At 59.5% G+C, this 14,040-nt stretch carries 12 protein-coding genes and 2 pseudogenes; 8 read left to right on the top strand and 6 right to left on the bottom strand.

Translation table 11 applies throughout. The annotated features are described in order from the left end of the window. Positions 1 to 153 precede the first annotated feature (153 nt). Positions 154 to 1,405 (bottom strand): annotated as a pseudogene (locus L0Z65_RS09965) (ABC transporter substrate-binding protein). Between the two features lie 134 nt (positions 1,406 to 1,539). On the opposite strand from L0Z65_RS09965, the gene L0Z65_RS09960 reads away from it, so the two are divergent. Next, a complete protein-coding gene (locus L0Z65_RS09960; RefSeq protein WP_096870747.1) occupies positions 1,540 to 2,331 on the top strand; it encodes an IclR family transcriptional regulator in 792 nt (263 codons plus the stop codon). An 18-nt stretch (positions 2,332 to 2,349) separates the two neighbouring features. Continuing rightward, entirely contained in the window at positions 2,350 to 3,411 is a 1,062-nt protein-coding gene (locus tag L0Z65_RS09955; protein ID WP_405107244.1) for an ABC transporter ATP-binding protein, read from the top strand. A gap of 67 nt (positions 3,412 to 3,478) precedes the next feature. On the opposite strand, the gene L0Z65_RS09950 is transcribed toward L0Z65_RS09955, so the two are convergent. After that, positions 3,479 to 4,075: an SDR family oxidoreductase gene (locus L0Z65_RS09950; protein ID WP_405107241.1), complete on the bottom strand. Its 597-nt coding sequence runs from the start codon at positions 4,073 to 4,075 to the stop codon at positions 3,479 to 3,481. A gap of 51 nt (positions 4,076 to 4,126) precedes the next feature. Continuing rightward, positions 4,127 to 4,741: a glutathione S-transferase family protein gene (locus tag L0Z65_RS09945; RefSeq protein WP_405107238.1), complete on the bottom strand. Its 615-nt coding sequence runs from the start codon at positions 4,739 to 4,741 to the stop codon at positions 4,127 to 4,129. A gap of 252 nt (positions 4,742 to 4,993) precedes the next feature. On the opposite strand from L0Z65_RS09945, the gene L0Z65_RS09940 reads away from it, so the two are divergent. Next, positions 4,994 to 5,263: a DksA/TraR family C4-type zinc finger protein gene (locus tag L0Z65_RS09940; RefSeq protein ID WP_014873836.1), complete on the top strand. Its 270-nt coding sequence runs from the start codon at positions 4,994 to 4,996 to the stop codon at positions 5,261 to 5,263. A 71-nt stretch (positions 5,264 to 5,334) separates the two neighbouring features. Here the strand turns inward: L0Z65_RS09940 and L0Z65_RS09935 are convergent, their stop codons facing one another. From L0Z65_RS09935 to L0Z65_RS09925, 3 genes are all read right to left on the bottom strand, one after another. Next, a complete protein-coding gene (locus L0Z65_RS09935; RefSeq protein ID WP_405107234.1) occupies positions 5,335 to 7,179 on the bottom strand; it encodes a M3 family oligoendopeptidase in 1,845 nt (614 codons plus the stop codon). 142 nt (positions 7,180 to 7,321) lie between these two features. Next, positions 7,322 to 8,284, bottom strand: a complete 963-nt coding sequence (locus L0Z65_RS09930; RefSeq protein WP_405107231.1) for an alpha/beta hydrolase — start codon at positions 8,282 to 8,284, stop codon at positions 7,322 to 7,324. Further along, on the bottom strand, positions 8,284 to 8,571 hold the full coding sequence (locus L0Z65_RS09925; protein ID WP_040172450.1) for an SCP2 sterol-binding domain-containing protein: 288 nt from the start codon (positions 8,569 to 8,571) through the stop codon (positions 8,284 to 8,286). Before L0Z65_RS09925 ends, L0Z65_RS09930 begins: the two co-directional genes overlap by 1 nt. Positions 8,572 to 8,668: 97 nt before the next feature. Here L0Z65_RS09925 and L0Z65_RS09920 point away from each other — a divergent pair, with 97 nt between their 5' ends. From L0Z65_RS09920 to L0Z65_RS09900, 5 genes and pseudogenes are all read left to right on the top strand, one after another. After that, positions 8,669 to 9,238: a tetratricopeptide repeat protein gene (locus L0Z65_RS09920; protein ID WP_040172452.1), complete on the top strand. Its 570-nt coding sequence runs from the start codon at positions 8,669 to 8,671 to the stop codon at positions 9,236 to 9,238. Between the two features lie 41 nt (positions 9,239 to 9,279). Continuing rightward, positions 9,280 to 12,298, top strand: a pseudogene (locus L0Z65_RS09915) (helicase-related protein). A gap of 28 nt (positions 12,299 to 12,326) precedes the next feature. Further along, positions 12,327 to 12,692: an RNA-binding S4 domain-containing protein gene (locus L0Z65_RS09910; RefSeq protein WP_040172575.1), complete on the top strand. Its 366-nt coding sequence runs from the start codon at positions 12,327 to 12,329 to the stop codon at positions 12,690 to 12,692. A gap of 65 nt (positions 12,693 to 12,757) precedes the next feature. Next, a complete protein-coding gene (fdxA, locus tag L0Z65_RS09905; protein WP_014873843.1) occupies positions 12,758 to 13,096 on the top strand; it encodes a ferredoxin FdxA in 339 nt (112 codons plus the stop codon). A 362-nt stretch (positions 13,097 to 13,458) separates the two neighbouring features. Next, entirely contained in the window at positions 13,459 to 13,971 is a 513-nt protein-coding gene (locus L0Z65_RS09900) for a CarD family transcriptional regulator (protein WP_014873844.1), read from the top strand. Positions 13,972 to 14,040: the final 69 nt, after the last annotated feature.

Below are 14,040 nucleotides of genomic sequence, written 5' to 3'. Positions count from 1 at the left end.
CAGCCACGGGAAATCTCCCTTGTTATCGTCAGTAGCGTGGTTTGGTCACGGATCCCGACAGGCGGATGGCGATCTGGCGTCAGGGCGCCGGGAACTCATGAGGAGGGCAAGGCTGGCGACTGTCGGCCTTGCTGTTTGGGAAAATGGCGCTGATCAGTAGACCCGCTCGCGTGCCTTCTCCAGCCGGTTCAGGATGTCATCCAGATTGTCCGGGAACACCATGAACTCCTGGAACCCTTCCATCGCGACCGAGGCCATTTCGGCAGGCGCATCGCGATCAAAGAATTGCGCAATACCACCCGGGGAATTGGACGACAGCATCTCAAATCCCTGGTTCAGCATCTCGTCATCATCGACCGAAGAGCCGGAGTTGACCGGCAACTGACCAAGGGCTGCGCCACCGTTGATTTTGGTCTGATTGTCAGCTGACACGACAAAGCGCAGGAAGGCGCGTGCGGCCTCCTTGTTCTGTGCACCGGACGGAATGTGGAAGGTGTCCGTTGGTGCGTCCTCTGCCAGCTCGACATCGGGGTTGATGCTGGGGAACTGGTAGAAGTCCAGCTGATCCGTGCCAAGGCCCGCTTCGCGCAGCGGCGCCACAGCAAAATTGCCCATCAGATAGGCCGCGGCCTCGCCCTTGACCATGAACGGTAGGGCTTCCTGCCAGCTGTAGGACTGATGGTTGTCGATGAAGGCGCCCATGTCGATCAGCTCGCGCCAATTGGCGAAGGTCTGCTTCACGCGGTCATCGGTCCAGGCAACTTCTCCGTTGGTCAGCGCCATATGGAAGTCGTAGCCGTTTGTGCGCATGTTCAGGTAGTCAAACCAACCGCCTGCGGTCCACAGAAACTTGGTGCCGATGGTGAAGCACTTGCGTCCCGAATCGAGGATCTTCTGGCAGTTCGATTTGAAGGTTGCCCAGTCCTTGGGCTCTTCGAGACCGAGCTCATTGTAGATGTCTTCACGGTAGTAGACGCCCCACTGGTAGTAGGTATAGGGAACGCCCCATTGCTTGCCATCCAGCGTCATCGCACCTTTGGTGGAGGCCAGCGCATCGGCGATTTCAGGTTCTGCCCATAGATCACTGATATCCTCGAAGAGGCCAAGCAGAGACGTAGGGCCGCATACGGTTCGCGGCATACCAGTTGGCCACATCGGGCGGATTCGCCGACAGGAAGTTGCGGATCTGTGTCTTATAGGCTTCGCGGTCGATCACGGTCAGTTCAACTGACAGATCGGGATGCATGGCGTCGAATTCCTCCGCCATCTGCTCCATCACTGCGCGGGGCGCAGGATTGGACATGTCCGAAAAAATCTTGAGCGTGCCACTCAATTCAGCCTGTGCCGCAGTGGCCAGGCCAAGGCTGAGAGCGAGACCCGCAACCGTTCCTTTCAAAGTCTTCATGACGTCCTCCCTGTTGACGTAGGTTCTTTTGTTTCATATAATGGAACCAAATTCCAACTATTGAAACTATGAACGCGCTCGGCTAAGGATGTCAACAGTTACATCGGCTGGGTTCGGTCAGAGAAAGGACAGTGATGGCGAAAGCTGCGCCCCAATCACGAGAGGCGGATGGTACCGTCGGCAAGGCGCTGGCGGTGCTGGATCAGATCGCCGAGGCTGGCCGCCCGATGCGGTTTGGCGAGGTGCTGGCCGCATCCGACCACCCGAAAGCAACGCTGTACCGGCTGGTCCAGACCCTGACCAATCAGGGGATGTTGGCCTACGACGAAACCAGTCAGACATACGCACCGGGCCTGCGGTTGGTACGCTTGGCCCATGCTGCGTGGCGGCAAAGCGCATTGGCACCCGTGGCCCGTCCCTATCTGGATCAACTGTCTGCGGATGTCGGGGAAACCATTCATCTGGCGCAGCTTGATCGTGGGCAGGTGCTCTATGTTGACAAGCGCAATGCAGAAACGCCGATTGAAATGTTCAGCCAGGCTGGAAAGATCGGGCCGGGCTATTGCACCGGTGTTGGTAAGGCCATGATTGCCCATCTGTCAGCTGATGCACAGGCCGACGCCATTCGCAGGCAGGCGTTTTTTGCCCACACCGCGCACACCCTTGCAACACCTGAGGCGCTGCTGAACGAGCTTGCCGAGATCCGCCGTGATGGTGTGGCCTTTGATCGGGAAGAGCATGAACCGGGTATCATCTGCATCGCCGCCCCGATCCTGTCGGAGGCGGGCAAGGTGATGGGCGGGCTGTCGATCACATCATCGCTGCAACGTCAGTCGCTGGAGGGGCTGACGGCTCTGCGCCCGGCGCTGCTGCAAACGGCCAAGGACATCGCAACCGCTGCCGAGACCTGGCAATTTCCAAGTTAACCCAAGGGGAGAAGACGCATGACAGGGGTCACTTTGGCCAAGGCCGTCAAGAAATATGGAGATGTGCAGGTGATCCATGATGTGGATCTCAGCATCGACGACGGCGAATTTTGTGTCTTCGTTGGTCCTTCGGGCTGCGGGAAGTCGACATTGTTGCGGATGATTGCCGGGCTTGAGGAAACCAGCAGCGGTAATATTCATATCGGCGATCGGGACGTGACCTGCCTTGACGCGGCAGATCGCGGCGTTGCGATGGTCTTCCAGTCCTATGCGCTCTATCCGCATATGACGGTGGAGGACAATATGGGCTTTGGCCTCAAGATGAACGGTCACCCCAAGGAGAAGGTCCGGGAGAAAGTGGCCGAAGCCAGCCGGATCCTGAAGCTGGACGACTATCTCAAACGCAAGCCCAAGGCCCTGTCGGGTGGTCAGCGTCAGCGGGTTGCGATTGGCCGTGCGATCGTGCGGGGGCCTGAGGTGTTTTTGTTCGACGAACCGCTGTCCAATCTTGACGCCGAACTGCGGGTCGACATGCGTGTTGAAATCGCGCGCCTGCACAAGGAAATCGGTGCGACGATGATCTATGTGACCCATGATCAGGTCGAAGCGATGACACTGGCGGATAAAATTGTGGTGCTGCGTGCCGGACGTGTGGAGCAGGTCGGTAGCCCGATGGAGCTTTATGCAGATCCTGATAATCGCTTTGTGGCGGGCTTTATCGGCTCGCCCAGCATGAACTTCCTTCAAGGAACCGTGCAGGGCGACGGTGTCGTTGTGCCCGCGCTTGAAAACCGTCGCGTTGCGACCTCAGTGGCCTTGCCAGCAGATGGCAGCAAGGTGCTGTTGGGTCTGCGTCCGCAGCATCTGAGCGTGACAGCCGCAGACAGCAGCTTGGTTCTGGACCTCAGGGAGCGACTTGGCGGTGTGTCCTACGACTATCTGAGCACACCAACCGGTGAAAAGCTCATAGTTGAGACCCGCGGTGACGAAGCCTTGCCTGAGGGGACGGCCGTTGCCCTGGGCTTTGATGATGCGGATGCATACGTCTTCGACGGGACGACAGAGCAACGTCTGCGCTGAAATTGAAAAACCCCGGTGCTGATGCGCGCCGGGGTTTCTTTCGTGTTTTGTGGCCCCGCTAAAGGGCTTACAGGGACTGCATCCGTGCGGCCTTGCCTGTCCATGCCGGGTTGCTGACCGCATCTGCGAGCGTTGCAGCAACATCGCCGCGCGCGGCGATGCCTTCGGGATCGACCTCCTCACCAAAGAGTATGTCGCCGCTGCCATCGCCATCGGTCAGACGCACCGGGCGCAGGATTGCGTAGTCCAGTCCCGACTGCATCAGGTGTGTGTCGGCGTCATGTTTGGCCTGCAAATAGTGGGCAAGATCTCCGTCCGGGTCAGGATCGTCCGCGCCGATGGAACTGAGCATGACAAATTTGGAAACGCCCGCGTGTTTGGCCAAATCAATCAGGGCTTTTGCGCCATCGCGGTCCACTTTCTCTGTCATCTCCGCCGATGTGTCGCCGCCGGACCCAGCTGCAAAAACGACGCTATCGCATCCTGCGCAGGCCTCTGCAGGCAGATCTGTGAGGTCTCCGTGCCGCGTGGTCGTGCCGCGCGGCAGTGTGCTTGTGTCGGACCCTTCGCGGACCAGGGCGATTGGGTGGTGGCCGAGACGCTGGAGTTTTTCAACGACCCGGCGACCGGTATTGCCTGTGGCGCTAGCTACGAGAACTTGCATGGTGATCTCCTTAGTTCCTGTGAATGATATTGGTGATCGATAGCTGACGGGTCAGAACGAGGGCGCCATCGGACCCACCTTGGCCACTGCGGCTTGATAGCCAGGCTGGTCCTGCAGATCAGCCCAGTAGCGCGCCACCCGCGGCGCGTCCTCTAGCGCGCCGATAGCTGCCAGATTGGCGAGGATGTAGGAAAACTGGATATCTGCCAGGGTGGCGGTGTCGCCAAACAGCAGCCCCTGTTCGGGCAGCTTCTGGGTAAGATAATCAAGGTGTTGAGCCATGGCACGTCTCGCCGCATCGGTGGCCTCTTCACCCTTCAGGGCAGGCAGTAGCACGCCCATGGCCACTTCGGCGAAGGAGCTTTCGACATAGTCGAGCAGTTCCTCGTGATGCACCGCCTCAGCGCTGCCGGGGGAGGGATGATGATGCGTATCTCCGTACCGGTCGGTAATGTAGCGCAAGCAGGTTGCGGATTCTGCGATCATTGTGTCGCCATCCTCGATCACGGGGGATTTGCCCAGCGGATGTACCTTGGCGAGACTTTCGGGCGCCCTGAAAGACGCGGTGCGGTCATAGGTGACGACAGTGTAGGGTTGCCCCAGGTCTTCCATCAGCCAGATCAGGCGGATTGCGCGCGAATAGGCAAGGCAATGTATCGTCAGCATGGGCGGCGTCTCTTTACAGAGGGTGTCGATCGCAAAAGGAACGGCGGCCTTTTCGCCGCCGTTGTGTATCCAACGGTTGGGGTCGCGATTTTGTTCCTGAGGCCTGCCGCAGCTGCGCATCGATGTAATCAGAGAGTGGAACCAGCATGCCCAGTCAGGTGTTTTCCTATAGCGATCGCTTCATATCAGGGGCGGTTGCAGCATATGCCTGCCGGATGTGATAGGATGTAGCCCTACGAGAGGAGATGGACCATGGCTGGAGGATGGGCGCGCGATGGCGCGGTGAGCGAGCAGATCGAGGCGTCGATCAGTGACGAGCTAGCGCGTCTTAAGTCTCGGCCTGCGCCGGTGGGTGAAAGCCTCACCCATTGTGCCGATTGCGAGGAACCGATCCCGGAGCCGCGCCGCAAGGCCATTCCGGGAGTGAAGCTCTGTATCGAGTGCCAGCAGGATCGCGACAGTGCCTACAGCGCGCGGGGTGGTATCAATCGGCGTGGCAGCAAGGACAGTCAGCTCAAATAACCGCCGACAAAAATGCAAAGGGCGCAGCCGATTGACCACGCCCTCTATTTGTTCGGTGATGTGCGTGAGGATCAGTCCTCCATCGCCTCCAGCTCGTCGATCATATCGGAGATCATGCTCAACCCCTTGTCCCAGAACGTGGGATCAGATGCATCAAGGCCAAAGGGCGCCAGCAGCTCCTTGTGGTGCTTGGATCCACCGGCCTTCAGCATCTCGAAATACTTGTCTTCAAACCCTTCAGCCCCCTCGGCATAGACCGAGTAAAGCGCGTTCACCAACCCGTCGCCAAAGGCATAGGCGTAGACGTAGAACGGGGAATGGACGAAATGCGGCACATAGGTCCAGAAGGTTTCGTAACCTTCCATGAAGTCAAAGGCCTCGCCAAGGCTTTCGGCCTGCACTGACATCCACAGCGCGTTGATATCGTCTGGTGTCAGCTCGCCCTCGGCGCGGGCGGCGTGCAGTTTGCACTCGAAATCGTAGAATGCGATCTGGCGCACGACCGTATTGATCATATCCTCGACCTTGCCTGCCAGCAGGATCTTGCGCTCGGTCTTATCCTTGGCGTTTTCCAGCATCTTGCGGAAGGTCAGCATCTCGCCAAAGACCGAGGCGGTTTCGGCCAGTGTCAGCGGTGTCGATGACAGCATCTCGCCCTGATCTGCCGCCAGCACCTGATGCACGCCGTGGCCCAGCTCATGCGCGAGGGTCATCACGTCGCGCGGTTTGCCAAGGTAGTTCAGCATCACATAGGGGTGCACGTCGGTCACCGTCGGGTGGGCAAAGGCGCCGGGCGCCTTGCCCGGCTTCACAGCAGCGTCGATCCAGCCCTTGTCAAAAAACGGCTCGGCCAGATCGCCCATTCGCGGGTCAAAGGCGCTATAGGCGTCCATCACCATTTTGCGGGCTTCGTCCCAGTTGACGGTGCGCGAGGTTTCCATCGGCAGCGGTGCATTGCGGTCCCAGACCTGCATGCGGTCCAGCCCCAGCCATTTGCGCTTCAGCTCATAATAGCGGTGCGACAGCTTGGGGTAGGCGGCAACAACGGCTTCGCGCAGCGCCTCCACGACCTCCGGCTCGACGTGGTTGGAGAGGTGGCGCCCCATCTGCGGCGACGGCATCCCGCGCCAGCGGTCCAGGATTTCCTTTTCCTTGGCTTGGGTGTTGTGGACGCGCGCAAAGATCTTGATGTTGTCGGAGAAGACCCGCGCCAACTCCCGCGCTGCGGCCTCGCGCTTGCTGCGATCCTGCTCTGTCAAGAGGTTGAGCGTGCCCTCGATGTTCAGTTCTTCGCCATTCACGGTGAAGGTCAGACCGGCAATAGTCTCGTCAAACAGCCGCTCCCAGGCATCGCCCACAACGCCCAGGTCATGCAGGAATTTCTCAAGCTCATCCGACAGCTGATAAGGCTTCATCGCACGGATCCGGTCAAAGATCGGTTTGTAGCGGGCCAGATCGCTGTTGGCGGCGAAGTGGCCGTCCAGCACGGTGTCCTCAAGCCGGTTGATCTCCAGCGTGAAGAACACCAGCGGCGTGGTGAAGATGGTGATCTTTTCCTGCATGTCGGACATGAACTTCGCGCGACCCGCATCGGTGGTCAGCTGGTAATACCGCAATCCGGCAAAGGACATTATCCGGCCAGCAATCGCGTTGATCTTTTCATTGCGCAGGACACAATTGAGCAGGCCATCAGCATCCAGATCAGCCAGCTTGCCCTCGTAATCAGCCGCGAAGCTTGCGCATTCCTCTTCCAGCCAGGCCAGATCCCGGTCCAGCTCAGACGCATCCTCGGAGGTGTAGAGATCGCTGAGGTCCCATTCGGGCAGATTGCCCAGCCCGTCCGGCCCGGCCCCACCTGCGGCATTGGCGTTGACGTCTCGCATCAGGTCGCGGTCAAGGAAGGGAGCGTTGATCATCAGGGCACCTCAGGCTGTTTTATGTCTGTTTCGACATTTAAGCGCGAGGGCAGGGGATCACAAGCAACCGCCCTGCGTGTTGCGTGATTTATGCGCATGACCAAGGCTGTGCGCTCAATCCAATCTTACGGCACAGGGCAGCCTAGTCGGCGTATTGGTCAAACAACCGGGTCATCTTGTCAAAAATGCTGCGGCGCGTGTCAGCCCCTTCCATCATCACCTCGTGCTGCGCGTTCTTGACCAGATCCAGTTCCCCGCCAGGCCAGCGGGCCATGCGATCATGGATGGCGGCGGTATTGACGATCTGTTCCTGCGTCCCGAGGAAGGTGATGCAGGGCAGCGCAGGCGAGGGCATTTTTGCAAGGTCGGCGCATTCACGCAGACTCTCACCCAGCCACCGGACCGTCGGCCCGCCGAGCGACAGGTCCGGCTGTGCCGCCAGCTGATCCTGCATGAGACGATACATCTCCGCATCATTTGTGAGCGAATTGCCCTCAAACGGGCTGGCCTGCACATAAGGGGCAAGGGTGGTTGTCGGAGTCCGCATCGCGCCAATGCCGAACCGGTCGCCCATCGCGCTGAGCAACCGCGCCACAGGACGCAGGGCCGGGGGAATCTGAATGCCCCACATCGGGGCGGAAAACACACAGGCCTTCACAGGCAGCCCCTCCATCACGGCGCGAAGCCCGATGGCCCCGCCCATGGAGTGCCCAAGTACAAACCAGGGTTTTGGCAACGCCAGCCGTTCCGCCAGATTCACCGCAGCGTCGACATCTTTCTGAAAATCGCGAAACGCAACAACGTGGCCTAGAAGGCGCTCGGGCAGCATCCGATCAGCAAGCCCCTGGCCGCGCCAGTCAACCGCCAATGTAGCATAGCCGCGGTCGGCCAGGTCCTGGGCTGCGGCGCCGTATTTCTCGATATATTCGGTGCGTCCCGGAAACAGCAGCAACGTGCCTTTTTCGGCGCCGTCCGGACGCCAATGGCCCACGCGGATGCGCAGGCCATCGCTGGTGGTCACCCAATGGGCCTGCCCGCCGTCGGGTCCTCGCGCGATATCGGCAAAGAATGGGGCGGGGGTCAGATCCATCAGGTGCGCGTCCATCAGGCCATCGCCGATGCCAGTTTCATCGCGGTGCCCATGTCACCATCAATGGTCAGCTTGCCGCTCATGAAGGCAGTTGTCGGGTTCAGTTCCCCTTCAATGATCGACTGGAACGTCTCGGCGTCGGCGGTCATGGTGACTTCGGCCTCTTCGTCAGCGACGCGCGCACCGTTCTGGTCGAGCATGATTGTGCCCATGCCGGTGATGTCGAATTTGGCGGAGCCATCAAAGCCGCCGTCCATTTTTTCGTTCAGCGTTTCTGCTGCTTGGGTCAGCGTTTCGCTCATGTTCAGTCCTCATATTTGGTCCGCAGCCGCAAATTTATGTGAGGGAAGGCCCCCAGGCTCTGGAAAACGCGGGCTGCGCGGTTACACTTAACCCATCATGGTTGCAAAATTCTCCAATCTCAAAGCTATCGTGGCGGCAACGTCTTTGACAGTCCTGTTTTCCGTGCCTTTGCAGGCGCGCGCTGAGGACCCCGTGGATGAGGCGGGATTGCTTGCAGCGCTGGCCCAGGCCGACCCGGGTGAGGCGATTGGCCTAGACAGGTCATTGCAGGCGCTTTGGGGGAGCAGTGGTTCTCCGGCGATGGACCTTTTGCTGAAACGAGGCAAAGACGCTCTGGAGCGGGGCGACACCCGCATTGCCATTGAGCACCTGACCGCGTTGACCGATCACGCGCCCGGATTTGCGACCGGTTGGTATGAACGTGCGCGGGCCTATTTTACTGCGGGGCTTTTCGGGCCTGCGGTGGCGGATCTGGAGCGGACGCTGATGTTGAACCCTAATGACTACAACGCGATCTTTGCGCTGGGAGCGATGTTCGAACAATTCAATGATCCGCAAAACGCCTATGAGGCCTACCAGAGGGCGCAGGCTATACATCCGCATCACGAGGCGATAACCAGCGCGCTTGATCGGCTGAAGACCACAGTCGAAGGCAAAGAGCTGTAAAGCGGGCAATTGAGCGCGGTTCGGGCGTTGAGGGCACTATCATGACAGGCATGCAGAGTTCCGGGACCTCCCGGCCCTGGCGGTTCTGGGACCGACCAACACCGGCAAGACGCATTATGCAATCGAACGCATGTTGGGGCACCGCACCGGTGTCATGGGATTTCCGCTCCGTCTTCTGGCGCGGGAGGTTTATGACAAGGTGGTGGCGGCCCGCGGCCCCTCTGTGGTGGCGCTGGTCACCGGGGAGGAGCGGATCGTTCCGCCGCGTGCGCAGTATTGGATCTGCACGGTTGAGGCGATGCCCGAGGGCATGGGCTGTGATTTTCTGGCGGTAGATGAGATTCAGCTCTGCGCCGATCCGGAACGCGGACATGTGTTCACTGACCGTCTGCTGCGGGCGCGTGGCACGCAGGAGACACTGTTTTTGGGTGCGGATACCATGCGCGGCCCGATCGCAGCACTGGTCCCCGGTGTCCAGTTTCTGCGCCGGGAGCGGCTTTCGGATCTGGTCTATTCTGGCTCAAAGAAGCTCAGCCGGATGCCCGCCCGCACAGCCATCGTCGGATTTTCCATCGACAACGTCTATGCCATTGCCGAACTTCTGCGCCGTCAAAAGGGCGGCGCAGCGGTGGTCATGGGCGCGCTCAGCCCACGGACGCGAAACGCCCAGGTGGAGCTATACCAGAACGGAGAGGTGGACTACCTGGTAGCGACCGATGCCATCGGCATGGGGCTCAACCTTGATATTGATCACGTTGCCTTTTCCTCCCTGACCAAATTTGATGGGCGCCGGATGCGGCAGTTGGCGCCCAATGAGCTGGCGCAGATCGCCGGGCGGGCAGGGCGCGGCATGAGCCACGGCAGTTTCGGGGTGACCGGCGACGCGCCGCCGCTGGACGATGGTGTGGCGCAGGCCATCATGGAGCATCGTTTCACGCCGCTGAAAAAGCTGAACTGGCGGTCCTCCAAGCTTCAATTTGGCACTGTAGAGGCGCTGATCCGTTCCCTCGAATCAGCACCAGAGGATCAGAATCTGGTTCGCGCACGTGAAGCGGATGATCTCATCGCGCTGAAATCGCTTTCCCAACAGGATGAAATTCTGGCGCGGACAACCAACGCCCCCTCTGTGCGACTGCTGTGGGATGTCTGCCGGGTTCCCGATTTTCGCGGTATCTCTCAGTCGGAACATTCTGGCCTTTTGGGCGTTTTGTTCCAGTATCTGCACGGGTCCGGTGTGGTGCCGGACGATTGGCTGGCACGGCAGATAAAACGGATCGACAGGGTTGATGGCGACATTGACGCATTGTCGAAACGTTTGGCCTTTATCCGGACCTGGACCTACGTTGCACAACGGAACGGCTGGGTCCGTGATGAAAGTCATTGGCGCGGAGAGACGCGCGCTGTAGAAGACAGATTGTCGGACGCCTTGCACGAACGTCTGACTCAGCGATTTGTGGACCGGCGCACATCCGTGCTTTTGCGCTTAGCTCAAACAGAAGGAGGCCCTTTTGGCCGAAGTGAATGACAAGGGTGAAGTGACCGTCGAAGGTGAATTCGTTGGTCGTCTTGAAGGGTTCCGGTTCTCGCCGGACAAGAGCGCTCAGGGCGCCGAGGCAAAGGCGTTGAAATCCGCCTCCCTGCAAGCACTCGCACCGCATTTCCATCTCCGGGCTGACCGTTTTTACAACGCGCCGGATACTGAAATTGATTTTACCGATCAGGGTGGCCTGATGTGGGGCGAACATGCTGTCGGCAAATTGGTGGCTAGGCGCAGATCCGCTGAACCCACGTATCGAGGTTTTCGTCGATGACGCTGCTGGGGCAGACGTCGCTCAGAAAGTCGAACGCCGCCTGCAGCATTTCATCTCCCGCAAGGTCAACGCGCTTTTTGAGCCGCTGCTCAACCTGCAGCGGGACGAAGAGCTGACCGGCCTTGCGCGTGGCTTTGCCTTCCGCATGGTCGAGGGGCTGGGCCTTCTGCCGCGTGGAGCCGTCGCACAAGAGGTGAAGGATCTGGATCAGGATGCCCGTGGCGCGCTGCGCAAGCACGGCATTCGGTTTGGCCAGTTCACCATCTTCATGCCACTGCTGCTGAAGCCGGCACCGACCCGACTGCGTCTGGTCCTCTGGGCGCTTGCCGAAGGTCTGGGGGAGTTCCCGGATGCACCACCAGCTGGTCTGGTGACCGTGCCGGTCATCAAGGATGCACCGCAGGGTTATGATACCATGTGCGGGTATCGCAATGCAGGCGAACGCATGATCCGTATCGATATGCTGGAACGCCTTGCAGATATGCTGCGGGCCGAAGACAGCCGTGGCGGTTTTGAAGCCAAGGCCGACATGCTGTCGATCACCGGCATGACGCTGGAGCAGTTTGCCGATCTGATGCAGGGGCTTGGCTACCAGGCTGACAAGGGCGAGCGGGTGAAAGCCAAGGCTGTTGATGCCGTGGTGACTGAAACCGGCACGCCTGAAGCCGATGTTCCTGTTATGGATGCCGCTCAGCAGGTTGAGAACACGCCTGCCGCTGCGCCGGATGAGGCTGACACCGCTGCAACCACCGACGCTGTGGTCGCCGACCCGGCCGCGCCTGCTGACGTTCCGGTTGAGGTCACCGGGATCGAAGATGCCGGCGTTGCGCCTGTGGCGGAAGAGCTCGCTGATCCGGTTGCTGCCGATCCGATCCCGGAAACCGCAGAAATTGAGACTCCTGTCGGCGATGCGGCGGATGCGAAGGTTGAGGAACAGGAAACCGAGGTTTTCTATACCTTCACCTGGGGCCGCGCCCGCAAGACCGGTGGAAACCGCAACGGCAATCGGCGTGGTCAGGAGGCTGGCGGCGACCGTGGCGGTGCCAAACGCGGTGGTGATGCCCCGCGTGGCAAGGGTAAACCGCGCGGCGGTAAGCCTGGCGGTCGTGATGGCAAACCCGGCAAAAAGGGCGGCCGTCAGGATCAGGGCAGCAAGACCTATTCGGCGCGCCCGCCGAAGAAGGAAAAGCAGATTGACCCTGACAACCCCTTTGCCGCAGCGCTGATGGGGTTGAAGCAATCCGATTGATCGGCTGCTGAAACCGAAGAGGGGGCTGGTGAGCGAGAAGATCAGAATTGACAAATGGTTGTGGCAGGCGCGGTTCTTCAAGACCCGCAGCCTGTCCGCCAAAATGGTCAGTGGTGGTCATCTTCGTCTCAATGGCAACAAAATCGCAAAACCGGCTCAGAACGTCTCTTCCGGGGATGTTCTGACCTTCCCGCAGGGCCGCATCATCCGAACCGTGCGGATCGAAGCCCTCGGAACACGGCGCGGACCAGCCCCAGAAGCACAGGCGCTGTACTTTGATTTGACCGAAAAACAGGACCCCGTGCCGCGCAACCCGCGCTACGAGGGAAAAGGTCGCCCGGATAAGAAAGAGCGCAGAGCGCTTGATCTTAGTCGCCGGGATGGTGCGTTTTGACATCTTGAAGCCTAGCGCTTCGGTGATTTAGCTACAAGCCAAACAGCTACGGGACTCGGCCAACCATGACTTATGTCGTTACGGATAACTGCATCGCCTGCAAATACACCGACTGCGTCGAAGTCTGTCCGGTCGATTGCTTTTATGAGGGTGAGAACACATTGGTGATCCACCCGGATGAATGTATTGATTGCGGTGTTTGTGAACCGGAATGCCCGGCGGACGCGATCCGCCCCGATACCGAACCGGACATGGATAAATGGGTTGAGTTCAACCGCAAATATTCTGAAATGTGGCCGGTCATCGTCTCCAAGAAAGACCCGCTTCCCGAGGCGGAAGAGCGCGACGGCGAAGAGGGTAAGCTGGAGAAATATTTCTCCGAGGCTCCAGGCGAAGGCGGCTGAGCCAAGGCTCCTGGCAGGACTATCGCATCATGTGAGCGGCGACTCACCTCCGGTGTTCTTGGCGCTGCTGCCAGGGATGCGCTGGAAGGTGAGCCCGTTTTGCGGTGTTTTCTATGGTCCGATAGCCCCCCACCATGAGGTTTCACGGGTCCTCGCCTTTTTGTAAGGCAAAAAATGTGATATACTCAGTCAGCAAATGACCAATCACGGATGTCCGCCTTGGCTGTGCGCCTTATGTCGCACGGGTCTGTTGGCGGTTTTCCTGCGACATGTCTGCGACGCGGATCTTCGGATCATCGCGCGTGTGGACCTGTGGCAGCCCAGCCGATCCTGACATCGGCACATAGCGAGGAAAGACCTGTATGACTAAATCGAAGAAGCCTGAATTCCGCCCCGACGACTATGTTGTGTACCCCGCCCATGGCGTTGGCCAGATCATTTCGATCGAGGAGCAGGAAGTGGCCGGCTTCGCGCTGGAACTGTTTGTGATCACCTTCGAGAAGGACAAGATGACCCTGCGGGTGCCGACTAACAAGGCAACCGAAATTGGCATGCGGTCGCTCAGCTCCCCCGATGTGATCGCCAAAGCGATGACCACGCTCAAGGGTAAGGCGAAAGTAAAGCGCGCGATGTGGTCGCGCCGTGCCCAAGAGTATGAGCAGAAAATCAACTCGGGTGATCTGATTTCCATCGCGGAAGTGGTCCGCGACCTGCACCGCACCGATGACCAGCGCGAGCAGAGCTATTCGGAGCGTCAGCTCTATGAGGCCGCGCTTGAGCGTCTGACGCGTGAGGTTGCAGCCGTTTCCGGTGGCGATGAAATCTCTGCTGCGAAGCAGGTTGACGAGGTGCTGACCTCCCGCGCTGCGGCGTGATCTCTACCCGAAAACAGCGGTGATCTAGCCAGCTGATATTCGGAAAATCGAAAACAAAGGCTGCGCTTC

This window comes from Phaeobacter sp. BS52 (assembly GCF_045040595.1).
Taxonomy (GTDB): Bacteria; Pseudomonadota; Alphaproteobacteria; order Rhodobacterales; family Rhodobacteraceae; genus Phaeobacter; species Phaeobacter piscinae.
This window is presented reverse-complemented; position numbering and strand designations above follow the sequence as displayed.

Excerpts from the sequence above, each read along its gene's own strand:
- L0Z65_RS09950 (WP_405107241.1), bottom strand. The coding sequence starts at position 4,075 with ATGCAAGTTCTCGTAGCTAGCGCCACAGGCAATACCGGTCGCCGGGTC.
- L0Z65_RS09930 (WP_405107231.1), bottom strand. The coding sequence starts at position 8,284 with ATGGACGCGCACCTGATGGATCTGACCCCCGCCCCATTCTTTGCCGAT.
- fdxA (WP_014873843.1), top strand. The coding sequence starts at position 12,758 with ATGACTTATGTCGTTACGGATAACTGCATCGCCTGCAAATACACCGAC.
- L0Z65_RS09945 (WP_405107238.1), bottom strand. The coding sequence starts at position 4,741 with ATGCTGACGATACATTGCCTTGCCTATTCGCGCGCAATCCGCCTGATC.
- L0Z65_RS09960 (WP_096870747.1), top strand. The coding sequence starts at position 1,540 with ATGGCGAAAGCTGCGCCCCAATCACGAGAGGCGGATGGTACCGTCGGC.
- L0Z65_RS09940 (WP_014873836.1), top strand. The coding sequence starts at position 4,994 with ATGGCTGGAGGATGGGCGCGCGATGGCGCGGTGAGCGAGCAGATCGAG.
- L0Z65_RS09925 (WP_040172450.1), bottom strand. The coding sequence starts at position 8,571 with ATGAGCGAAACGCTGACCCAAGCAGCAGAAACGCTGAACGAAAAAATG.
- L0Z65_RS09935 (WP_405107234.1), bottom strand. The coding sequence starts at position 7,179 with ATGATCAACGCTCCCTTCCTTGACCGCGACCTGATGCGAGACGTCAAC.
- L0Z65_RS09955 (WP_405107244.1), top strand. The coding sequence starts at position 2,350 with ATGACAGGGGTCACTTTGGCCAAGGCCGTCAAGAAATATGGAGATGTG.
- L0Z65_RS09900 (WP_014873844.1), top strand. The coding sequence starts at position 13,459 with ATGACTAAATCGAAGAAGCCTGAATTCCGCCCCGACGACTATGTTGTG.
- L0Z65_RS09920 (WP_040172452.1), top strand. The coding sequence starts at position 8,669 with ATGGTTGCAAAATTCTCCAATCTCAAAGCTATCGTGGCGGCAACGTCT.